We start from the raw sequence: 20729 nt of genomic DNA on the forward strand, positions 1-20729 counted from the left end.
GAGCCATCGGCCTGCGCCAATGGTATGCCCCAAATGCTGTGGGCCGGCGTGCTTGCGGCCAGGTGGAGCTAGCCGGCGCCCGGGGCCTCCGGAGCCGGCTGGTCAACCCGGGCGTCGGCCGCGCTGAAAGGCCCGGGCTCGTCGGAGCTGGACGCGACGGGAGCCGACCACTTGATCCGAAGCCGGCGCTTGAGGGACATCGAGGGTTTCTCGATGAGGAACCAGCTCACTGCGGCAAGCGGCAGGGTGGTCGCCACCGCGGTGAGAAAGAACAGCACCGGGTGCAGGCGTGTCGCGAGCCCACTCACGGCCAACAATTGCTGGGCCGGGAATGCGTAGATGTAGACGCCGTAGGACAGATCGGTGCGCAGCCTCAACCGTTCGCTCTTGAGCAGGGAGCCCGACACGACGACGGCGTAGGCCAGCGGAAGCGCACCGACCACCCGGTAATCGGGCAGCACCCCGGCTGCCGCCACGATGACGACGCAGACGGCGACGAGCGACCATCGGGCGGGGATGACGTCGCGCCACTGGTACATGACGGCTCCGGCCGCGAACATGATGGCCGAGCGCACCGCAAGCTGCGGAATGGTCCATACCCCGGGGAATGTCAGGGGCGGCACGACCAACGCCGCCAGTGTTGCCACTATCAGAACCGCGGGGGATATCCAGCGGCGATTGGCCAGTCCCGCCACGCCGATAGCGGCAACGAAGAGGTAGCAGAGCAGTTCCCAGATCAACGACCACATGGAACCGTTCCAGGCGGGTCCACCCGGCACACCGTGCAGCGTTCCGTCGATAGTGGGCTGCAGATAAGCGATCGCGCTGTTTTTCACGACGTACACGAGCGGTGCGGTGGACCCGAGCAGCTTGGCGGCCGAACCGCCTTGGATCAGCAGACTGAGCGGGGCGAAGACGAACGCGGTCACGACCAGGCAGATGTAGAAGCCGGGCAGGATGCGCAGCGCGCGGGCGGTGAGATAGTCACGCAGTCGTGGGTCGGTGAGCCAACTCCGGGTGATGAGGAAGCCCGAGATCGCGAAGAATCCGTCGACACCTACCGAGAAGAAAAGCTGCAGAGTCGCCTTCGGTGGCATGTGGCCGGTGATGGGCCACGAGTGGAAGAGCATCACCTCGGCCGCCAGCGCCAACCGAAGTGCGTTGAGCGCGTTTCTTCGCGGATCGAATACCTGCCCTAGCTTCATCCAGCCTCCGCCTCCTGCGCACCACTCGTCATCGGCGCCATCGTACGGGCCGAAAGTCGACGGGCGCTGACGCGGGCGGTGGCCTTGATCAGGTCGCGGCCCCGCGATCCTTTGCCGGTAGCGCCGCGTCTTGCGGCTTCACATTGCCGCGATCATGGCTAAGCGGCACCGTGGACCTCCGGCGGCATCGCCATGGCCGCTTGCTCGTGGGAATCGGCGGATCTCCGTTTCAGTCGCGCCTTGAGCGACCTCGCCGGCTTCTCGACCAGGAACCAGCTCGCCGCGGCCAGCGGCAGGGTGGCCAGCGCCACGGTCAGGCAGAACACGATCGGATTCAGGCTGAGCAGCCCGAGGACCGCCAGCAGCTGCTGGGTCGGGTACGCGTAGATGTACATGCCGTAGGACAGGTCGGTGCGCAACCTCAATCGCTTGTTGTGCAACAGCGACCCGGAGACGATGACGGCGTAAGCCAGCGGCACGGCGGCGACCACCCGGTAGTCCGGCAGCTGGCCGGCCACCAGCACAATGACCACGCTCACCGCCACCAGCGACCAGCGGGCGGGAATCACGTCGCGCCACTGATAGAGCAGCGCTCCGGCGGCAAACATGATCGCGGCCCGGCACGCCAGGAAGATGATGACGACGCCCACGTTGCCGGTCGGCTTGTTGAACACCTCTGGGAAGGTGACAGGGGGCATCATGGACGCCCCGATGGCGGCCACCACCAATATTGCCGGGGAGACCCACCTGCGGTTGGCCAGTCCCGCCACGCCGATGGCGGCGACGACCAGATAGCACATCACTTCCCAGAACAGTGACCACAGCGAAGCGTTCCAGATGCCCGCATTGGGGATGTCGAACGGAGTGCCGCCCACGTCGGGCTTGAGCCACAAGACCGCGATGTTCTTCAGGACGTACTCGAACGGCGCGAACGAGAACAGCAGCTTGGCCGGCGAACCGCCCTGGATCGCCACACTGAGCGGGGCGAACACGAACGCCGTCACGATCATGCAGACGTAGAAGCCGGGCAGGATGCGCAGGGCCCGGGCGGCGAGGTAAGCGCGCAGCTTCGGGTTACTCAGCCAGCTCGCGGTGATGAGGAATCCCGAGATCGCGAAGAACCCGTCCACCCCTACTGAGAGGAGAAGCTGCAGAACGGCCCGCAGCGAGGGCAGATGGCCGTGAACCGGGTAGGTGTGCCAGAAGATGACCTCCGCCGCGAGCGCTAGCCGCCATGCGTTCAGTGCGTTGCTTCGCGGATCGAAAACCTGCCCTAGCTTCATCGGCGTCCCCCGCCACCCGCATCGGGCGTCATCGGCATTGTCATCGGCGCAATCTTAGCGCCCTCAAAGAGAGAAAAGGGCCGGTTCACGCTATCCGACGAGTCAGGTGATCGCAAACGCGGCGCTAATCTACATGCGTCTAACGAAGTCCAACAGTGTTGCGGGATAACGCACATCGCGGCGGTGAGCCCGCGCGATGTGCCATCAATTGCGCCGTCAGTCGCGCATACCGTCGATGAATGCCGTTGTCTCGTCCCAGGTGGGCAGCAGGCCGGAGGCGCGCACTTCGTCGAGGCTGGGCGCCGCGGCATCGCGGTCGGACAGGTTGGGCGGCGCGCCGTCCACCAGCGGCCAGTCGATGCCCAGTGCCGGATCGGTTGCGCAGATCGTGTGTTCGCGCTGCGGGTTGTACTCCGCCGAGCACAGATACATCACCGTCGAATTGTCTTGCAGCGCCAGGAAGCCATGCCCGAGGCCTTCGGACAGGTAGATCGTCCGGTGATCGGTGTCGTCGAGCAGAACCGAATCCCATTGCCCGAATGTCGGCGAACCCACCCGAATGTCGACGACGACGTCGAACACCGAACCGCGAACGCAGGTCACGTACTTGGCCTGGCTCGGCGGCACCTGGGCGAAATGGAGTCCGCGCAGCACGCCGGCCGATGACACCGAGCAATTGGCCTGCCGGACATCCAGGCGATGACCGGCGAAGGACAGAAATCCCTTGTCGGTGAGCCATTCGAAGAAATGGCCGCGCGAATCGCCGTGCACGGCAGGGGTGATCTCCCAGGCGCCGGGAACTTTCAGTTCGCGAACTTCCACGCTACTGCCCACGCTCTTCGTAGCGGGCTTCCGAGGCGTCTTTCAACGGACGCCACCACGATTCGTTTGCGCGATACCAGTCAATGGTGGCACGCAGCCCCTCCTCGAAGTCGGTATGCTTTGGCGCCCAACATAATTCGTCATACAGCGTGGACGGGTCGATGGCGTAGCGCAAATCGTGGCCGACGCGATCGATGACGTGGTCGAAATCGTCGGGCTCGCGGCCCATCATCTGCAGCAGCGTGCGCAGCACGGTCAGGTTGTTGCGCTCGCCCTCGGAGCTGATCAGGTAGGTGCGCCCGATCTCGCCCTTGTCCAGGATGCGCCGCACCGCGCTGTTGTGGTCGTCGACGTGAATCCAATCGCGCACGTTGGCGCCGGCGCCGTACAGCTTGGGCCGCCGCCCGGTGAGCACGTTGGTGATCTGGCGCGGGATGAACTTCTCGACGTGCTGATACGGGCCGTAATTGTTGGAGCAGTTCGAGATCGTCGCGCGTACCCCATACGAGCGCACCCAGGCGCGCACCAGCATGTCGGCGGCGGCTTTGGTCGCCGAATACGGGCTGGACGGGTTGTAGGGCGTCGCCTCGGTGAACCGCTGCGGGTCGTCGAGCTCCAGGTCGCCGTAGACCTCGTCGGTCGAGATGTGGTGCAGCCGCACACCGTAACGTCGCACCGCCTCGAGGATGGTGAAGGTGCCGACGACGTTGGTGTGCAGGAACGGCTCGGGGCTGTGCAGCGCGTTGTCGACGTGGCTCTCCGCCGCGAAATGCACCACCGCGTCGGATTCGGCGACCAGCCGCGACACCAGCTCGGCGTCGGTGATGTCACCGACCACCAGCTCTATCGAGTCCTCGACGTCGGCCAATGACTCGCGCCGACCCGCATAGGTCATGGCGTCGAGCACCGTCACGGCATCCTCGGGGTGTTCGCGGACCGTGCTGTGCACAAAGTTGGCGCCGATGAATCCAGCGCCGCCGGTGACCAGTAACCGCATGCCCAAACCCTAACGGAGCCGATCCGTCAGTTTGCGCGTGTTAGCCCCAGAGGTCCGGCCAATTCGCTTAGCGCAGGTAGCAGCGTCGCTTCGTCGTGGGCGCCCAGCACCTGGATCGCCACGTGGTCGGCTCCGGCCTGCAGATGTTCACCCAAGCGCCTCGCGATGTCCTCCGGGGTGCCATAGGCGACCACCGCGTCGATCAGCTTGTCGCTGCCGGGTTTGTGCACGTCGGCATCGGTGAACCCCAGCCGCAGCCAGTTGTTCACGTAGTTGCCCAGGCCCAGGTAATGCTCGACGGTCTGACGCCCGATAGCGCGCGCCTTCTCCGCGTCGGTGGTGAGCACCACCTTGTGTTCGGGCGCCAAATACACTGCACCGCCGAGCAAATCGCGCGCCTTCGCGGTGTGTTCGGGCGTGGTCAGGTAAGGGTGCGCACCGGAGCTGCGCCGGGCCGCGAGGCCCAGCACCCGCGGCCCGAGCGCCGCAACCACCCGCCGGCTGGTCGGCACCAGGGCCGCGTCGAGTTCGTCGAGGTAGGAGACCAGGGCGTCGTACGGCTTCACGTACTCCTGGGTGTGCTCCGGGTGGCCCACCCCGACACCCAGCAAAAACCTTCCCGGATGGCCGGATTCGATCCGGTGGAAGGACTCGGCGACTTCCGGGGCGGGCGCCGACCAGATGTTGACGATCCCGGTGGCCAGCTGCAGCGAAGTCGTCCGCGCCAGGGCCGGTTCGGCCCAGGACAGCTCGGCGTCCGGTGATCCGCCGATCCAGGCGGCGCCGTAGCCCAGCGATTCGATGCCCGCGGCCAACTCGGGGGAGACGGATCGGGTGGGCAGCCACACGCCGAACCGGCCAAGCTCTGGCTTGAGCGAAACTCCCTCGGTCATCTGGTTTCCCCCTAGAAGCTTTGTCAGGACGACTGCAGTCCAAGCGGCCCCGCCAGTTCGGCCAGCGCCGAGACCAGGTTTTCATCCTTCGTCAGGACCTGCACGGGGACGTGATCGGCGCCGGCATCGAGGTGTTCGGTGAGCCGCGCCGCGATCTGGTCCACGGTGCCATATGCCACCACCGCGTCCACCAGACGGTCGCTGCCCGGCCGGGTGACCTCGTCCTCGGTGAATCCCAGCCGCTTCCAGTTGTTTCGGTAGTTGGCGAGGTTGAAATAGACGTCGAGGGCCTTGCGCCCGACCGCGCGGGCCTTCTCGGCGTCGGTGGTCAGGATCGCCTTGTGCTCGGGCGCCAGGAACGCCGAGGGCCCGATGAGTTCGCGGGCCCGCGCGGTGTGTTCCGGGGTGGTCAGGTAGGGGTGCGCCCCGGCCGCGCGTTCCGCGGACAGCTTGAGGACGCGCGGGCCCAGTGCCGCCACCACCCGGCGGTTGGCGGGTACACCGTAGTCATCGAGCTGCGTGAGGTAGTCGGTGAGCGCGTCGTAGGGCTTGCGATATTCGGTGTGAGCCTCGGGATGGCCGACGCCGATGCCCAGCAGGAAGCGGCCCGGGTACGCCTTGTCGATGCGGTGGAAGGATTCGGCCACCGGCTTGGCCGGCGCGGTCCAGATGTTGACGATGCCGGTGCCCACCTGCAACGTCGTGGTCGCCTGCAGGAGGGGCTCCACCCACGACAGCTCGGCGGGGGGTGAACCGCCGACCCAGACGGCGCCGTAGCCCAGCGCTTCGATGTCCCTGGCCTGCTCGGGGGTGACGCCGCGTCCGAACGATCCGAACCGGCCGAGGTTGGGTTTGCTCGCTGCATCGGTCATGGTGTTCCCAACCTGTGCCCGGTGAAGGCTATTCCGGCTCGGCTACATCCTCATCGGCATCGTCGAGAACGGCACCGGCGACGCCGGCGGCGGGCGGCTCGAGCGGCAGCAGCACGATGAACCGGGTGTCGCCGGGCACCGACTCCACCCGCAGGTCCCCGCGGTGCTTCTTCACCACGATGTTGAACGCCAGGTCCAGGCCCAGCCCGGTGCCCTCGCCGAAGGGCTTCGTGGTGAAGAACGGCTCGAAGATGTGCTCGCGGACGTCCTCGGGTATCCCCGGCCCGGTGTCGCAGATTTCGATGCGGGCCAGCTGCTCGCCTTCCCGGCAGGTGCGGATGGTCAGCGTGCCCCCGGTATCGCGCATCGCGGCGATCGCATTGTCGATGATGTTGGTCCACACCTGATTGAGATCACCTGGGTAGCAAGGGATTTCGGGCAACGTCTGGTCGAACTCCTTGACCACCGCGATGGCGCGTTGCGTGCCGGCGTCCCTGCCCGCGTCCTTGGTCAATCGATCGGCGAACATCACCAGCGTGCTGCGCAGCAGATCGTGCACGTTCGTCACCTGGAACGGGGCCCGATCCAGCTGCGAATACTGCTTGGCGTCGGCGACCAGCACCGAAATCCGTTTGCTCGCTTCGAGAATCTGGTTCATCAGCAGCTCGCTCTCGATGGTGTAGTGGATCCACCGGATCGCCATCTCCAACGAGGTCGACGCCAGTTCGTCGCTGACCGCGGAAATCCGCTCCAGCCAATCGGTGTCGATGCCGCCTTCGACGAACGTCGGGGCGATGTCCCAACCGCCGTCGATGTCGTGACCCTCCAGCCAGTCGCCGACGGCGTCCTCGCGGTCGGCGGTCTCGAGCGCGCTCAAGTGTTGCGATGCGGACTTGGCGACTTGCTCGGCGACCCTCTCCTGCAACCGCACCAGGGCGCCCAGCGCCTCGGGGGAGACGGTGCCGTCGGAGAGCATCGCCAGCTTGTGCCGCATGCCGGCCACCCGTTCGCGCAGATCCGCCGCTGACCGCGAGATCGCCGCGGCGGGATTGTTCAGCTGATGGGTCAGCCCGGCCGACAACCGGCCCAGCGCCAGCAGCTTCTCCCGGTTGTCAATGATCCGTCGGGTGCGGTCGGTGCCGACGGCGATGCCGTCGAGCAGGTGCACCGCCATCGGGAACTGGTCCTTCATGAACTGCGCGAACACGGGCGCGTCCATCACAAAGAAGCGCGATGGCTTGGTCACGTGCACCGAGGCGTCGTAATTCTTCTGCTTGCCACCGGTGAACGCCCGCCAGGCCCCGCAGTACACGCCGCGCTGCGAGGTGCGGTTGGTCTCGATGTCCTGGCCGCCGGAGAGCTTGGTCATGGTCAGCTCCCCGTCGATCAGGACGTAGAAGCAGGTGGCCGGTTCGCCCTCGACGCAGATCGGACCCGGTTCGTAGTGCTGGATGTGCCCGTTGCTGCACAGCACCGCGAGCTGCTCGTCGCTGAGCGCCTCGAACAGGAACAGGCTGCGCAGCTCGTCGGGCTCGCAGGGCACCTTGGCGGTCATTGATTCGGCGCTCATGCTTCGGCCAGGTATCGGTGCACCAGCATGACCGCCATCGAACCCTCACCGACCGCGGCGGCGACCCGTTTGGCCGACGTGGAGCGGACGTCGCCGGTGGCGAACACCCCGGGCACGCTGGTTTCCAGGTGGTGCGGTGGCCGGTCCAGCGTCCAGCCGCAGACGTTGCGCAGGTCCGGGCCGGTCAGGATGAAGCCATGGTCGTCGCGGGCCAGCACCCCGTCCAGCCAGTCGGTGCGCGGTGCGGCGCCGATGAAGATGAACATCCGCCCGCAGGTGACGTCCTCGGTTTCGCCGGTGCGGTTGTTGACCAGCCGCAGCTGCTCGAGGTGGCCGTCGCCGGCGGCGCGCTGCACCTCGGTGCAGGTCAGCACGTTGATCTTGGGGTTCGCCTCGATCTGCTGGATGAGGTAGTAGGACATCGACGCCTCCAGCGACGGGGCCCGCACCACGATGTTGACCGACTTGGCCGTCCGCGACAGGTACATCGCGGCCTGGCCGGCCGAGTTGGCCCCGCCGATCACGTAGACCTCTTCGTCTTCGCACTCCGGGGCGACCGAGATGGCCGCGCCGTAGTAGATGCCGCAGCCGGTCAGCTCGGTGCAACCCTCAGCCTGCAGGTGGCGGTAGGAGACCCCGGTGGCCAGGATGACCGCGTGCGCGTCGATCGAGCCGCCGTCGGCGAACCGCACGGTGCGCTTGGATCCGTTCACCTCGAGGGCGGTGGCCTTGCGGGCGGTGATCAGCTCGGCGCCGAACTTCTCCGCCTGCCGGCGGGCGCGGTCGGCCAACTGGCCCCCCGACACCCCGTCGGGGAAGCCCAGGTAGTTCTCGATGCGCGAGCTCTGCCCGGCCTGGCCTCCGGTGGCGGTGTGCTCGATGAGCACCGTGCGCAGCCCCTCGGAGGCGCCGTACACGGCCGCGGCCAGGCCCGCGGGGCCGCCGCCGACCACGATCAGGTCGTAGAACTCCTGCGACGGAGTGGTCGTCAGGCCCAGGGTCTCGGCCAGTTGCGCGTCGGTGGGCTCGACCAGGGTGTCGCCGCGCTGGGTGACCACCACCGGCAGCCGCCTGCCGTCCTCGCCGGCCGCGGTGAGCAGCCGCTCGCCGGCGGGTTCGTCGGCCATGAACCAGGTGTAGTAGAGGCCGTTGCGGGCCAGGAAGTCGCGGACCTGCCAGGACCGCGCCGACCAGCGGTGGCCGATCACCTTGGTGTGCGGGATGGGGTGTTCGGGTGCGGCCCGCCAGGCCTCCAGCAGCCCGTCGATGACGGGATAGAACTTCTCCTCCGGGGGATCCCACGGCTTGAGCAGGTAGTGGTCCAGGTCGACGACGTTGATCGCGTCGATGGCGGCGTGGGTGTCGGCGTAGGCGGTCAGCAGCACCCGGCGGGCCGCCGGATACAGGTCCATCGCCTGTTCGAGGAACTCGATGCCGCTCATCTGCGGCATCCGGTAGTCGGCGATCAGCAGCGCGACGGTCTCGCCGCGCAGCTTGAGCTCCTTGAGCGTGCCCAGGGCGTCGGGCCCGGATTCCGCGCGCACGATCCGGTGCTCCTCGCCGTAGTGGCGGCGCAGGTCGCGGGCGACCGCCCGGGACACCGAGGGATCGTCGTCGACGGTCAACATCACGGGCTTGCGCTGTTGCGCCGCGGGGCCGGCGGCGTCTATGGGGGCCGAGGAGCCGGAGGGGTTGGTCATCGGCGTTAAGTATGCGCTCGTCAGCGGCTATGTGGGAGGTCGAGCAGGCGGGCCGCGTTCCGCCGACAGCGATTTTGGTGGAGCGGAATAACCGGGTATCGTGGAACAACGGTGCGGCATCCGCGCCGACTTTTTGTGTGCCAAGTCCCTAGGAATTTCCTGTCACCGGCTCACGTTCCAAGTCGGTGCAATGTTGCGTCGACTAGGCGCAGACGAGAACGAAACTATACGGCGAGGATTCTTAACTAGTTATGGCCAAGAAGGACGGCGCCATCGAGGTGGAAGGCCGGGTGGTCGAGCCTCTGCCCAATGCGATGTTCCGCATTGAGCTGGAGAACGGTCACAAGGTGCTTGCCCACATCAGCGGCAAGATGCGGCAGCACTACATCCGCATCCTGCCCGAGGACCGGGTGGTGGTGGAGTTGTCTCCCTACGACCTTTCCCGGGGCCGCATCGTGTACCGGTACAAGTAAAGCGCCTGATCAGAACAACCTACGAAATACAGAACAGGATCGAACAGCCGTGAAGGTGAACCCGAGCGTCAAGCCAATCTGTGACAAATGCAGGGTGATCCGTCGGCATGGGCGGGTCATGGTGATCTGCACCGATCCGCGCCACAAGCAGCGCCAGGGCTAGTCCCGGCGAACGCACGACACAACTGAATGCAGACCTCCCAGCACCACTGAGTGGCTCGCATCTTTAGAGATGGGCCAGCTCATCTACGCCCGGTCGGAGGCCGGGCCCCGATAGATCGGGAACGGGCTGGGATCAGACCTCCGCCTAGAAAAAGAGGAAACGCCACCTATGGCTCGACTAGTAGGCGTCGATCTTCCGCGTGACAAGCGGATGGAGATCGCGCTGACCTACATCTTCGGCGTCGGCCGCACCCGGTCGAACGAGATCCTGGCAGCTACCGGCATCGACCGGAACCTGCGCACCCGGGACCTGACCGATGACCAGCTGACCCACCTGCGTGACTACATCGAAGCCAACCTCAAAGTGGAGGGCGACCTGCGCCGCGAGGTGCAGGCAGACATCCGCCGCAAGATCGAGATCGGCTGCTACCAGGGCCTGCGGCACCGCCGCGGCCTGCCGGTGCGTGGCCAGCGCACCAAGACCAACGCGCGTACCCGCAAGGGCCCCAAGCGCACCATCGCCGGCAAGAAGAAGGCCAGGTAACCGCCCATGCCACCAGCCAAGAAGGCATCCTCTGCCCCCAAGAAGGGGCAGAAGACCCGTCGCCGGGAAAAGAAGAACGTCCCGCACGGTGCCGCCCACATCAAGAGCACGTTCAACAACACGATCGTGACCATCACCGACCCGCAGGGCAACGTCATCGCCTGGGCGTCGTCGGGTCACGTCGGGTTCAAGGGCTCGCGGAAGTCGACGCCGTTCGCCGCGCAGCTGGCTGCCGAGAACGCCGCCCGCAAGGCCCAAGAGCATGGAGTGAAGAAGGTCGACGTGTTCGTGAAGGGCCCGGGTTCGGGCCGCGAGACCGCCATCCGTTCGCTGCAGGCCGCGGGCCTGGAGGTCGGCGCGATCTCGGACGTCACCCCGCAGCCGCACAACGGCGTTCGCCCGCCGAAGCGACGCAGGGTCTAGGAGGAGAACAATCCATGGCTCGTTACACCGGACCCATCACTCGCAAATCGCGCCGGCTGCGCACCGACCTCGTCGGTGGCGACCAGGCGTTCGAGAAGCGTCCCTACCCGCCCGGTCAGCACGGCCGGGCGCGGATCAAGGAAAGCGAATACCTGCTGCAGCTGCAGGAGAAGCAGAAGGCCCGCTTCACGTACGGCGTGATGGAAAAGCAGTTCCGTCGCTACTACGAAGAGGCCCAGCGGCAAACCGGTAAGACCGGTGAGGAGCTGCTGCGCATCCTGGAGAGCCGGCTGGACAACGTCGTGTACCGCGCCGGCCTGGCGCGTACCCGCCGGATGGCGCGTCAGCTGGTCAGCCACGGACACTTCAGCGTCAACGGCGTGCACGTCAACGTGCCCAGCTACCGGGTGTCGCAGTACGACATCATCGACGTGCGGGACGGCTCGCTGAACACCGTGCCGTTCCAGATCGCGCGTGAGACGGCGGGCGACCGCCCGATCCCGAGCTGGCTGCAGGTGGTGGGGGAGCGTCAGCGCATCCTCGTGCACCAGTTGCCCGAGCGGGCGCAGATCGACGTGCCGCTCGCCGAGCAGCTCATCGTCGAGTTCTACTCGAAGTAAAGACCCCCTGCGCTGAACCCGGCGCAGGTCTTAACGGCATCAAATAGCGGGTGCCGAGAAGGAGATAAAGAAACACCATGCTGATCTCTCAGCGACCCACATTGTCGGAGGAAGTCCTCACCGACAGCCGCTCCCAGTTCGTCATCGAGCCGCTGGAGCCGGGATTCGGTTACACCCTGGGCAATTCGTTGCGCCGGACGCTGCTGTCCTCGATTCCGGGTGCGGCCGTCACCAGCATCCGCATCGACGGCGTGCTGCACGAGTTCACCACCGTGCCGGGTGTCAAGGAAGACGTCACCGCGATCATCTTGAACCTCAAGAGCCTGGTGGTGTCCTCCGAGGAGGACGAGCCGGTCACCATGTACCTGCGCAAGCAGGGCCCGGGTGAGGTCACCGCGGGGGACATCGTGCCGCCCGCCGGTGTCACCGTGCACAACCCCGACCTGCACATCGCGACGCTGAACGACAAGGGCAAGCTCGAGGTCGAGCTGGTCGTCGAGCGCGGCCGCGGCTACGTGCCTGCCGTGCAGAACCGCGCCTCGGGCGCCGAAATCGGCCGTATCCCGGTCGATTCCATCTACTCGCCGGTGCTCAAGGTCACCTACAAGGTGGACGCCACCCGTGTCGAGCAGCGCACCGACTTCGACAAGCTGATCCTGGACGTCGAGACCAAGAGCTCGATCAACCCCCGCGACGCGCTGGCGTCGGCGGGTAAGACCCTGGTCGAATTGTTCGGCCTGGCACGCGAACTCAACGTCGAGGCGGAGGGCATCGAGATCGGGCCGTCGCCGGCCGAGGCCGACCACATCGCGTCGTTCGCCCTGCCGATCGATGACCTGGATCTGACGGTGCGGTCCTACAACTGCCTCAAGCGCGAGGGTGTGCACACCGTCGGCGAGCTGGTCAGCCGCACCGAGTCCGACCTGCTCGATATCCGCAACTTCGGTCAGAAGTCCATCGACGAGGTGAAGGTCAAGCTGCACCAGCTGGGCCTGTCGCTCAAGGACAGCCCGCCGAGCTTCGACCCCTCGCAGGTCGCGGGCTACGACGTCGCCACCGGCACCTGGTCCAACGAGGCGTCCTACGACGACCAGGACTACGCGGAAACCGAACAGCTGTAAAGAATTCCGTCCCGGTCCTACCTGATACGGGGACCGGCCCCAATTAGGAGATAGTCGCAATGCCCAAGCCCACCAAGGGACCTCGCCTCGGCGGGTCGTCTTCGCACCAGAAGGCGCTTCTCGCCAACCTGGCCACCTCCCTGTTCGAGCACGGCCGGATCAAGACGACCGAGCCCAAGGCGCGGGCTCTGCGGCCGTACGCGGAGAAGCTGATCACCCATGCGAAAAAGGGTGCACTGCACAACCGTCGAGAGGTGCTGAAGAAGATCCGCGACAAGGACGTGGTGCACGCCCTGTTCGCGGAGATCGGTCCGTTCTACGCCGACCGCAACGGCGGCTACACCCGCATCATCAAGGTCGAGCCGCGCAAGGGAGACAACGCGCCGATGGCCGTGATCGAGCTGGTGCGGGAGAAGACGGTCACCTCCGAGGCGGATCGGGCTCGTCGGGTGAAGGCTTCCAAGAAGTCGGACGCTCCTGTCGCGGCAGCGGCGGCACCTCAGGCGGCTGTCGAGCCTGAGGAAGCCGTCGGCCCGACGGCCGGGGAGGCCACCGCCGAGGTCGAGGAGACCACGGCCGAGGCCGAGCCGACCAAGGCGCAGGCCGAAGCCGAAGACAAGGCCGACAAGGCTGTGGCCGCGCGGGCCGAGGCCGAAGCCGCCGACGCCGATGACGAGGCTGACGAGAGTTAGCGAGGACGTCCGTCTGCGGCTTGATATCGCCTACGACGGAACAGGTTTCGCGGGCTGGGCCGCTCAGGCCGGCCAGCGGACCGTGGCGGGAATTCTCGACGAGGCGCTGTCGACCGTCTTTCGCGCGCCGGTGCGGCTGCGCGCGGCGGGGCGCACCGACGCCGGAGTCCACGCCACCGGGCAGGTGGCTCACGTCGACGTGCCGCTGGAGGCGCTGCCGAATGCCTACCCGCGTGCGCCGCGCGTCGGTGAACCCGAGTTCCTGCCGCTGCTGCGCCGGCTGGGCCGGTTTTTGCCCACCGATGTCCGGGTCGTCGATATCAGCCGCGCCCCTGCGGGTTTCGACGCCCGGTTCTCGGCGTTGCGGCGTCACTATCTGTACCGGATCTCGACGGCGCCGTGGGGCGTGCAGCCGCTGCAAGCCCGCTACGTCACCGCGTGGCCGCGTCCGCTGGACGTCGAGGCGATGGCCGCCGCGTCGCGAGACCTGCTGGGATTGCACGACTTTGCCGCGTTCTGCCGTCATCGCGAGAACGCCACCACTATCCGCGACCTGCAGCGGCTGGAGTGGACCCGCGACGGTGACTTGATCACCGCGCAGGTCAGCGCCGACGCGTTCTGCTGGTCGATGGTACGCTCACTGGTCGGCGCGCTGCTGGCCGTCGGTGAACACCGCCGCCCCGTCTCGTATTGCCGCGAATTGCTCAGCGCCACAGAGCGTTCCAGTGACTTCGCCGCGGCGCCCGCCCTCGGGTTGTCGCTGGTCGCTGTCGACTATCCACCCGATGACCAGCTGGCAGCGCGCAACCTGATCACCCGGGATATCCGCTCGCGCGGCTGAGCGGTTACAGCCTGGCGGCGACGAAACCGGCGGCCTGATCCACCAGTCCGGAATCGATGTAGGAGGGCTGTAGATGTGACGGCCAATTCAAGCCACCGGAACAGATCGGGTCGCCCTTCGCGCACACGTCGATCGTCTTGCCGGCGAAGGCGGGGCTGAAATCGGGGACGGGGCCAAGGATTCCGCGGGTGCCGTTACCGAACAGGGCCACCGCCGCGACCTGCTGATCCAGGGCCGGTGGTAGCGGGTTGGTGAACCCGAACGCCGGCTCGGTCACCGCGACCACCAGGTCGGCGGAGGCGGCACCCAGCGAATAGCCGCCCAGCACCTCGCGGGTGTTCGGGCAACTTCGCGCCATCTGCTGGACGTGGGCGCTCATGTCGTTGGCGCCCTTGGCCGGACTCACGTCGGCGGGATAGTTGACCCCATAGGCCCCCACCGGCATCCGTGTCTTGGCGCGCAGGGAATTGACGAGCGCGGCGCCGACGTAGCCGACACCGGGCGGTTCCTCTCGACCGCGGGCGAACACGACTTCGGCGCCGGGGCATCCCGCCGATGCCGCCGGCGCCGCGAACGTCGTGACCGCCAGGGCGAGCAGCGACGCCACGGCGATGGACGCGGCGGATGCCGCGCCGTACCAGCGGTGGCCCAAGGCTAAACCCGGGCCGCAACGAAATTCGCTGCCCTGTTGGTCAATCCGGGGACGTAGCTCAGGTGCGAGCTCCACTGCATGCCGCTCGAGCAGATCGGGTCGCCCGGGTTGCACAGGTCGATGGTCTTGCCCAAGAAATTCGGGGACAGGGCGCTCATCAGTTGACCCGCCCGGCCGGACGGGTTGCCGAACAGGGCGACGGCGGCGACGTGATCGGCGGCCGCGGGCGGCAACGGCTGGCGGTAGCCGAGGCCGGACACCGGTGCGGCCGTGACGATATCGACGACGGCGGCGCCCTGCGAGTATCCGCCCAGCACCAGTTTGGTGTTGGGGCAGTTGGCGGCCATCTGCTGGATGTGGTTGCTGGCGTCGTTGGCGCCGTTGGTGGCGGCCAGGAAGTCCTTACTGGCCGGGTAGTTGACCCCGTACGCGCCAACGCTTTTGCGAGTCTGCTCGCGCAACGAGCTGACGAACGCACCGCCCACCTTGCCGACACCGGGCGGCTCGTCGGTGCCACGGGCGAAGACCACTTCAACGCCGGGGCACGACGCCGACGCATGCGGAACCAATTGGGGGGCAATCAATAACGCGCCCGTTGCGCCAATTCCGATGCCCAGCCCTAACGGGATAAGCCTCACACAGCGATGTTAAGGGGGCGTTGATAACCCGACGGTAACGATTTAGACGAGAGGTGCTTGCGGTGAGTCTGTGGCCGGAGTCGGCAGCGACGGCGCGGGCGCCGGAGCGGTGCCGGTGCCGCCATGGATCGAGGGGCCCGACCCGGGCGGGTTCTGCCCGTAGACCGGCGACTGCTGAGGTCCGTAGCCGGGGGTCTGCGGCCCGTAGCCGGGCGACTGCTGGCCGTAGCCGGGGCCCAGCGGCGGACCGAACGCGGGCGACTGCTGGCCGAGACCGACCAGCTTCTGCGCGACGAACGCCGCGGCCTGGGTGGTGTACACAGGGACGTAGCCCTCGGTGTGCCCACTCCACTCGTTGCCGGGGCCGGCGTGGCAGATCGGGTCGTTGGGGTTGCACAGGTCGATGGCCTTGGAGCCCAACATCGCGCTCTGGCTGGGCAGGGTGCCGCCGGCGCGGTCGGCCACGTCACCGAAGGTGGCGACGGCCGCGATGTTGTTGGCGTACTGCGCGGGCAGCGTGCTGCCCCAGCTGATGCCGCCGATCGGGACGCCGGCCACGATGTCCATCACCGACGCGCCCTGCGAGTAGCCGCCAAGCACGATCTTGGTGTTCGGGCACTTTTCCACGCTCTTCTTGACGCGGTCGATCGTGTCGTTGGCGCCGTCGCCGCCGTGCAGCTGCAGCTTGCTGGCGGCGTAGTTCACCCCGTAGGGAAGGATGTTCAGGCCGTTGGTCTGCTGGCGCAGCGAGTCCACGAACGCGTCGCCGACCCGGCCCAGGCCGGGTGGCTCGTTGGTGCCGCGGGCGAAGATCACCTCGACGTCCGGGCAGTCGTCGGCGGAGGCTTTGGGCGCTGCGGCGGGGGTGGCGAGCAGGCCAGCAGCGATAACCAGGGCAGAAGCACCCAGGCCGATCAAACGGCCTGCTGACCGCGCGGTGCCCGCCCGACGGGTACGTACACGGTGAGTTTTCACCGGGCAATGTTACCCAAATCGTGACGCGTCGAAACCCGGGCGACCTGTGGATAACCGCTCTGGTGGCCCGAATCGGCGGCCTACCGTGGGCGTTAACGCATTCACGGGGTGGGGAGATTCAGTGCCGCGTCAGCCGGTTACGTGGCTGCACGTCAGCGCGTATCGGTATTTGCTGCGACGCACCGAACGCGCGTTGCTCGGCGAAGAAATCCGGGCGACCGGGCTGGCGTTCGGGAGCGTCGTCACGGCCATCGCGGTGGCGGGCTGCGCGGTACTCGGTTTGCTGCGACCGCATGTAGCGCTGGATCGCGCGCAGATCGTGGTGAGCCGGGAATCGGGTGCCCTCTTCGTTCGGGTGGGCGACGTCTGGCATCCGGTGCTCAACCTGGCCTCCGCCCGGCTCATCGCGGCGACGGCCGCCGACCCCCAACCGGTTACCGAATCCGATCTGGGCACCACCAAACGCGGCCCGGTGCTGGGCATTCCGGGCGCGCCGCAATTTTTCGGCAGGGCGCTGTCTCCTGGGGATATGGGTTGGTCGATATGCGCTAGCACCGGCGCTAGCACCACGACGATCATCATCGGCCGCCGCTCCGAGGCGCCCGCGGTGCACCCCTTGGCCGCCGGGCACGCGATCCTGGTGGCCCCGGCTTCCGGTTCGCCGGCCTACCTGCTGTACGACGGCCACCGGGCGATGGTGGACCTCGACGATGCCGCCGTGGTCCGCGCGCTGCGCATCGAGGGCCGTGCGCCGCTGCCGGTCTCGCAGGGATTGCTGAATGCCGTGCCCGAGGCGCCACCGATCGCGCCGCCGCGGATCCGCGGTCGGGGCGCCAGGACGCCGGGACTTCCCGGATTCGCCGTCGGCAGTGTGCTTCGCATCACACGGGCCGACGGCGACGAGTTTTACGCGGTGCTGGCGGCCGGGGTGCAGCGCATCGGCCAGGTGGGCGCCGACCTCCTGCGCCTCAGCAACCCGCAGGGCACGACCAACCCCGTCACCGTCGCGCCCGACGCGATCCGGGCCGCTCCCGTCGTCGCCGAGCTGCCGGTTGCCCTCTTTCCCGACCGGGCGCCAACGCTGTCCCAGGCCGCCGGCACGTTGTGCGCCAGCTGGGAGGAGCCGAGAAGCGGCGTCGCATTCCTGGAGGAGGTCGGGCTGCCGATCCCATCCGATCGGGCGCCGGTGGCGCTGGCGCAGGCCGACGGCAACGGCCCCGCCGTGGACGCCGTCTACGTGCCGCCCGGCGCAAGCGCGTACGTGCGGGCCGGCGATGAGGCCGGCACCCGCTACCTGATCGCCGACACCGGGGTCCGGTTCGCCATCCATGACGACGCCGCCGCGCACGATCTCGGCCTCGGTTCTGCGGGCGCGGCGCCGTGGCCGCTTCTCACGCTGTTGCCGGCCGGGCCGGAGTTGAGCCGGCAGACCGCGTCAATCGCTAGGGATGTGGTCGCGCGCTCGCCTTGAGCGACCTCGTATCGCCCCGGTCGCCAGAGCGACGGTCAGCGCAACCAGGCAGATCGCGGCACCGCGGAGCGCGGTGTCCCGGGCGCGAGAATCGCGCGGTGGGATCGGTGGCGACCCGGCGATCGGCATCGGTGCCGGTGCTGGGCCGGGGCTGTTATCCGCCTGGCCCGTGCCGGTGCTGACGGCGGCGAGCGGGTCGACGGTGCCGTTGCCGACGAGGGGGTCCCATCCGGCCGGTGGATGATGTGCCGTCGTCTCGATGCGCTGCATCACCTGGCGGGCGGTCAATGCCGGGAAGCGGGCCCGAATCAGCGCGGCCAGTCCGCTGACCACCGGGGCGGCATAGCTCGTGCCGGAAACCGGTTCCGTCGCGAGCGACGACACCGCCTCACCGGGCGCGGCGACATCCACCCAAGGGCCGGCGAGGGTGAATGGAGATGGCGCGCCATGGGCATTCACCGAGCCGACCGTCAGGACGTAGTCGTCGTACCACGCGGGGCTGACGGCGACCGTGATGGTCTGCCAGGTCGAGTCGGCCCGCTGCGGTGGACACTGACCGGCGCCGCCGGTATTGCCCGCGGCGGCCACGATGACGGCATTTTTGACGTCGACGGCATAGGCCAGTGCCGCACCCAGCGCGCGGTCGTCGAGCGCGAAAGCCACCGGTGCGCACGCAACCGACGAAATGTTGATCACCGAGGCTCCCAGATCGGCGGCCGTCCGAACGGCCCTCGCCAGGGTGTCGACGTCACCGACCCCGACGCGGGACCGGTCGCCGGCGGGGGCGAACTTGGCGCTGGACTGACGAATGCTGATCAACGTAACCTCCGGCGCGACCCCGCTGAAGCCGTCGGCCTTGGAATCGGCTGTGGCCGCGATGATTCCGGCCACCAGTGTGCCGTGCGCGTCGCAATCCTGCGTGCCGTCGCCAGAGGACACGTAGTCGCCGCCGGGCACCACATCGGGCAGCCGACGGTGTCGTGATATCCCGGTGTCGATGACCGCGACCCGTTGGCCGGCGCCGCGGCTGAGTTGCCAGACCGCCGACAGGTCGCCGAGGCTCGCCGGCTCGTTGCGGCCCGGCCCCGCGTCGACCCTCATCGGCGCACAAATCTCACGTTGCACGGTTGGCCACGGAGACGCCGGCAAGGCGGGCTTGGGCAACCACCTGTCGTCGACGTCCGGCGGCGAAAACGCCTGCGCCGTGGGCGTTCCAAACGCCGTCGCGAGCGTCAGCGCCGACACCGCCAGCAGGCGGCCGGCACATGCATTCGTCATGCGAGGTTCAATCCCCGGGCCGCACCATAGAGTCCACATATCCAGCAGGCCAACGGAACCATTGCGGCCAGCGTCAGCCACTCCAGCAGTCCGGCGCCTCGACGCAGGACGGGCGAGGCGGGTCGCGCGGGGCCGACGAAGCCGAGGTACGTCGCCACGGCGACCGCCAGTGTCGTCACCGTAGCGATCCAGGGTCCGGGTACCGTTGCGCGCGCGGAGATGACACCGAATATCGTTGCGGCAACCGATATTCCGCTGACCGCGAACACCACCATTCTTCTCATGTCGGCGCATCGCGCACGCAATAGCAGGAGCGCGCCGGTGAGCGTTCCGAACGCGGTGCACGACAGTCGTGGTGCGCCGGCAACCACGGCGACGATCGCCCCCAGCGTGGCCGATACCGACAATCCGGCAAGCAGGCTGGTCAGCCACCTCTCGGCGCGGACCGCCCGGGAGCGTGTTGTCGTTTCGTGCGGGTCGATCTCCACCGCGTCGGGCGTCTGGAGTCGGGGCGACAACCCGGCCAGCGCGATCGATGTGCGCGCCGCCACTGGAAGCAGGACGACGGATACCAGCGCGGCCGCTGAAGCGACGACGCGCAGCGGCGCCGCGCTGATCACGCCCACCAGCCCCGCCGCCGCGATGACCACGGCGCAGCCCGACACGGCGGTCAATGTGACCACACCGCAACCCGATACGCGTATCGCGACGACCGCGGTGACGCCGGCCGCCGCTGCGGCCAGCAACACATTGGGCATGCCCGGCGCGCCCGGCACCGCCACAAAGCCGGCAAGCCCCGCGAACGCCGTGGCGATCACGCTCAACGCCAGCCCGGCTGTCTGATCTCGATAGCCGCGGTGCGCGATGGCCGCCAGCACGAGGGCCAGGGCGCCGGCCGCGACCAGCGCGATGACCGTCGCGGCGACATCTCGGTCAGCGTTGATGCGGAACGTGTCACGCACGATTACCAGGCCCCCGACGCCGGTAAACAGCATTGCCGCCGCCGCGCCGATGAGTCGGACCGCGCCTGCACGTGAAGCGCCGCTGCTCGGCGCGGTCGCAGCGTCGAGTGTGGCCGACACGGCCTCGGCCACGTCGAAGTAGCGGGGTGCGGGCAACGGGGTGCTGCGCCGGCTCAGCACCAGGATGGCGCCATCTCCGATGTCATGCTGCGCCAGTGTCATTGACGGATCCAGTCCGGATGCGCCGGGCACCGATAAGCGGTAACGCTCGGCCTCGCGGTCGGGGTGGCCAACCCCAAGGATGTCGATGACCGACGGAATCAGAACAGCGACTGGGATTCCCGCAGGGAGGGTGACGTCGACGGCCGCGGTGCCCCAATACACTGCGACGCGCCGCAGCCCGGTATCGGATGCAGGCAACAGCGAACCCTTCGATCGAATTACCAAGAAGGTAGCCACGTCTGCACGGCCCGGTATCCGGCTGTCCACAGGTGACTTGTCGCCGATCTCGGTGCTACCTACCGTCGTCGAACCG

At 67.6% G+C, this 20729-nt stretch carries 22 protein-coding genes; 9 read left to right on the plus strand and 13 right to left on the minus strand.

The genetic code is table 11. From position 1 onward, the window contains the following. Positions 1-68: 68 nt before the first annotated feature. The 8 genes from A5760_RS19170 to A5760_RS19205 all read right to left on the minus strand — a co-directional run bounded on the left by A5760_RS19170 (position 69) and on the right by A5760_RS19205 (position 9342). A complete protein-coding gene (locus A5760_RS19170; RefSeq protein WP_064883644.1) occupies positions 69-1205 on the minus strand; it encodes an acyltransferase family protein in 1137 nt (378 codons plus the stop codon). 158 nt (positions 1206-1363) lie between these two features. Next, positions 1364-2488 (minus strand): acyltransferase family protein, encoded by a 1125-nt coding sequence (locus A5760_RS19175; RefSeq protein ID WP_064883645.1) that lies wholly within the window; start codon positions 2486-2488, stop codon positions 1364-1366. A 216-nt stretch (positions 2489-2704) separates the two neighbouring features. After that, complete coding sequence (gene rfbC / locus A5760_RS19180) at positions 2705-3310, minus strand: dTDP-4-dehydrorhamnose 3,5-epimerase (RefSeq protein ID WP_064883648.1); 606 nt, start codon at positions 3308-3310, stop codon at positions 2705-2707. A gap of 1 nt (position 3311) precedes the next feature. Then, positions 3312-4307, minus strand: a complete 996-nt coding sequence (gene rfbB / locus A5760_RS19185; protein ID WP_064883650.1) for a dTDP-glucose 4,6-dehydratase — start codon at positions 4305-4307, stop codon at positions 3312-3314. Positions 4308-4333: 26 nt separating this feature from the next. Then, positions 4334-5200, minus strand: coding sequence for an LLM class F420-dependent oxidoreductase (locus tag A5760_RS19190; RefSeq protein ID WP_064883652.1), 867 nt, complete (start codon positions 5198-5200; stop codon positions 4334-4336). 23 nt (positions 5201-5223) lie between these two features. Continuing rightward, a complete protein-coding gene (locus tag A5760_RS19195; protein WP_064883654.1) occupies positions 5224-6072 on the minus strand; it encodes an LLM class F420-dependent oxidoreductase in 849 nt (282 codons plus the stop codon). Between the two features lie 28 nt (positions 6073-6100). Further along, a complete protein-coding gene (locus tag A5760_RS19200; RefSeq protein ID WP_231122678.1) occupies positions 6101-7642 on the minus strand; it encodes an ATP-binding protein in 1542 nt (513 codons plus the stop codon). Beyond that, positions 7639-9342: an FAD-dependent oxidoreductase gene (locus tag A5760_RS19205; protein WP_231122679.1), complete on the minus strand. Its 1704-nt coding sequence runs from the start codon at positions 9340-9342 to the stop codon at positions 7639-7641. Before A5760_RS19205 ends, A5760_RS19200 begins: the two co-directional genes overlap by 4 nt. Positions 9343-9593: 251 nt before the next feature. On the opposite strand from A5760_RS19205, the gene infA reads away from it, so the two are divergent. The 8 genes from infA to truA all read left to right on the plus strand — a co-directional run bounded on the left by infA (position 9594) and on the right by truA (position 14218). Then, positions 9594-9815 carry a translation initiation factor IF-1 gene (gene infA, locus A5760_RS19210; protein ID WP_003418601.1) on the plus strand — a complete coding sequence of 74 codons (222 nt, stop codon included), beginning with the start codon at positions 9594-9596 and terminating at the stop codon, positions 9813-9815. A gap of 49 nt (positions 9816-9864) precedes the next feature. Further along, positions 9865-9978, plus strand: coding sequence for a 50S ribosomal protein L36 (gene rpmJ, locus A5760_RS26295; protein WP_025737541.1), 114 nt, complete (start codon positions 9865-9867; stop codon positions 9976-9978). A gap of 168 nt (positions 9979-10146) precedes the next feature. Further along, positions 10147-10521, plus strand: coding sequence for a 30S ribosomal protein S13 (gene rpsM, locus A5760_RS19215; protein ID WP_007773477.1), 375 nt, complete (start codon positions 10147-10149; stop codon positions 10519-10521). 6 nt (positions 10522-10527) lie between these two features. Then, complete coding sequence (rpsK, locus tag A5760_RS19220; RefSeq protein ID WP_064883656.1) at positions 10528-10944, plus strand: 30S ribosomal protein S11; 417 nt, start codon at positions 10528-10530, stop codon at positions 10942-10944. Between the two features lie 14 nt (positions 10945-10958). Continuing rightward, positions 10959-11564 (plus strand): 30S ribosomal protein S4, encoded by a 606-nt coding sequence (rpsD, locus tag A5760_RS19225; RefSeq protein ID WP_064883658.1) that lies wholly within the window; start codon positions 10959-10961, stop codon positions 11562-11564. Between the two features lie 77 nt (positions 11565-11641). Continuing rightward, positions 11642-12685, plus strand: coding sequence for a DNA-directed RNA polymerase subunit alpha (locus A5760_RS19230; RefSeq protein ID WP_064883660.1), 1044 nt, complete (start codon positions 11642-11644; stop codon positions 12683-12685). Positions 12686-12744: 59 nt separating this feature from the next. Continuing rightward, positions 12745-13377, plus strand: a complete 633-nt coding sequence (rplQ, locus tag A5760_RS19235) for a 50S ribosomal protein L17 (RefSeq protein ID WP_064883663.1) — start codon at positions 12745-12747, stop codon at positions 13375-13377. Continuing rightward, positions 13355-14218 carry a tRNA pseudouridine(38-40) synthase TruA gene (gene truA, locus A5760_RS19240; RefSeq protein ID WP_082279537.1) on the plus strand — a complete coding sequence of 288 codons (864 nt, stop codon included), beginning with the start codon at positions 13355-13357 and terminating at the stop codon, positions 14216-14218. The genes rplQ and truA overlap by 23 nt, the downstream gene beginning before the upstream one ends. A gap of 4 nt (positions 14219-14222) precedes the next feature. On the opposite strand, the gene A5760_RS19245 is transcribed toward truA, so the two are convergent. The 3 genes from A5760_RS19245 to A5760_RS19255 are packed head-to-tail and all read right to left on the minus strand — an operon-like array spanning position 14223 to position 16483. Further along, complete coding sequence (locus A5760_RS19245) at positions 14223-14870, minus strand: cutinase family protein (RefSeq protein WP_064883667.1); 648 nt, start codon at positions 14868-14870, stop codon at positions 14223-14225. 2 nt (positions 14871-14872) lie between these two features. Then, positions 14873-15508 (minus strand): cutinase family protein, encoded by a 636-nt coding sequence (locus A5760_RS19250; RefSeq protein ID WP_064883669.1) that lies wholly within the window; start codon positions 15506-15508, stop codon positions 14873-14875. A 42-nt stretch (positions 15509-15550) separates the two neighbouring features. Further along, positions 15551-16483 carry a cutinase family protein gene (locus tag A5760_RS19255; RefSeq protein WP_419538261.1) on the minus strand — a complete coding sequence of 311 codons (933 nt, stop codon included), beginning with the start codon at positions 16481-16483 and terminating at the stop codon, positions 15551-15553. 121 nt (positions 16484-16604) lie between these two features. Between A5760_RS19255 and eccB the strand changes: the two genes are divergently transcribed. After that, on the plus strand, positions 16605-17954 hold the full coding sequence (gene eccB / locus A5760_RS19260; protein ID WP_064883670.1) for a type VII secretion protein EccB: 1350 nt from the start codon (positions 16605-16607) through the stop codon (positions 17952-17954). Here eccB and mycP read toward each other — a convergent pair. Together mycP and eccD are read right to left on the minus strand one after the other, a co-directional pair. Continuing rightward, on the minus strand, positions 17919-19232 hold the full coding sequence (gene mycP / locus A5760_RS19265; protein ID WP_064883672.1) for a type VII secretion-associated serine protease mycosin: 1314 nt from the start codon (positions 19230-19232) through the stop codon (positions 17919-17921). The genes eccB and mycP overlap by 36 nt on opposite strands. Beyond that, complete coding sequence (gene eccD, locus A5760_RS19270; RefSeq protein WP_064883674.1) at positions 19229-20614, minus strand: type VII secretion integral membrane protein EccD; 1386 nt, start codon at positions 20612-20614, stop codon at positions 19229-19231. The genes mycP and eccD overlap by 4 nt, the downstream gene beginning before the upstream one ends. Positions 20615-20729 lie beyond the last annotated feature (115 nt).

This window comes from Mycobacterium colombiense, from assembly GCF_001665835.1.
Lineage (GTDB): Bacteria > Actinomycetota > Actinomycetes > Mycobacteriales > Mycobacteriaceae > Mycobacterium > Mycobacterium colombiense_A.

What these genes read in the sequence shown, in the direction of transcription:
- rplQ (WP_064883663.1), top strand. Translation starts at nt 12,745, where the DNA reads ATGCCCAAGCCCACCAAGGGACCTCGCCTCGGCGGGTCGTCTTCGCAC.
- truA (WP_082279537.1), top strand. Translation starts at nt 13,355, where the DNA reads ATGACGAGGCTGACGAGAGTTAGCGAGGACGTCCGTCTGCGGCTTGAT.
- mycP (WP_064883672.1), bottom strand. Translation starts at nt 19,232, where the DNA reads ATGACGAATGCATGTGCCGGCCGCCTGCTGGCGGTGTCGGCGCTGACG.
- rfbB (WP_064883650.1), bottom strand. Translation starts at nt 4,307, where the DNA reads ATGCGGTTACTGGTCACCGGCGGCGCTGGATTCATCGGCGCCAACTTT.
- infA (WP_003418601.1), top strand. Translation starts at nt 9,594, where the DNA reads ATGGCCAAGAAGGACGGCGCCATCGAGGTGGAAGGCCGGGTGGTCGAG.
- A5760_RS19190 (WP_064883652.1), bottom strand. Translation starts at nt 5,200, where the DNA reads ATGACCGAGGGAGTTTCGCTCAAGCCAGAGCTTGGCCGGTTCGGCGTG.
- rpsK (WP_064883656.1), top strand. Translation starts at nt 10,528, where the DNA reads ATGCCACCAGCCAAGAAGGCATCCTCTGCCCCCAAGAAGGGGCAGAAG.
- rpsD (WP_064883658.1), top strand. Translation starts at nt 10,959, where the DNA reads ATGGCTCGTTACACCGGACCCATCACTCGCAAATCGCGCCGGCTGCGC.
- rpsM (WP_007773477.1), top strand. Translation starts at nt 10,147, where the DNA reads ATGGCTCGACTAGTAGGCGTCGATCTTCCGCGTGACAAGCGGATGGAG.
- A5760_RS19175 (WP_064883645.1), bottom strand. Translation starts at nt 2,488, where the DNA reads ATGAAGCTAGGGCAGGTTTTCGATCCGCGAAGCAACGCACTGAACGCA.
- A5760_RS19230 (WP_064883660.1), top strand. Translation starts at nt 11,642, where the DNA reads ATGCTGATCTCTCAGCGACCCACATTGTCGGAGGAAGTCCTCACCGAC.
- A5760_RS19200 (WP_231122678.1), bottom strand. Translation starts at nt 7,642, where the DNA reads ATGAGCGCCGAATCAATGACCGCCAAGGTGCCCTGCGAGCCCGACGAG.
- A5760_RS19195 (WP_064883654.1), bottom strand. Translation starts at nt 6,072, where the DNA reads ATGACCGATGCAGCGAGCAAACCCAACCTCGGCCGGTTCGGATCGTTC.
- A5760_RS19170 (WP_064883644.1), bottom strand. Translation starts at nt 1,205, where the DNA reads ATGAAGCTAGGGCAGGTATTCGATCCGCGAAGAAACGCGCTCAACGCA.
- A5760_RS19205 (WP_231122679.1), bottom strand. Translation starts at nt 9,342, where the DNA reads ATGACCAACCCCTCCGGCTCCTCGGCCCCCATAGACGCCGCCGGCCCC.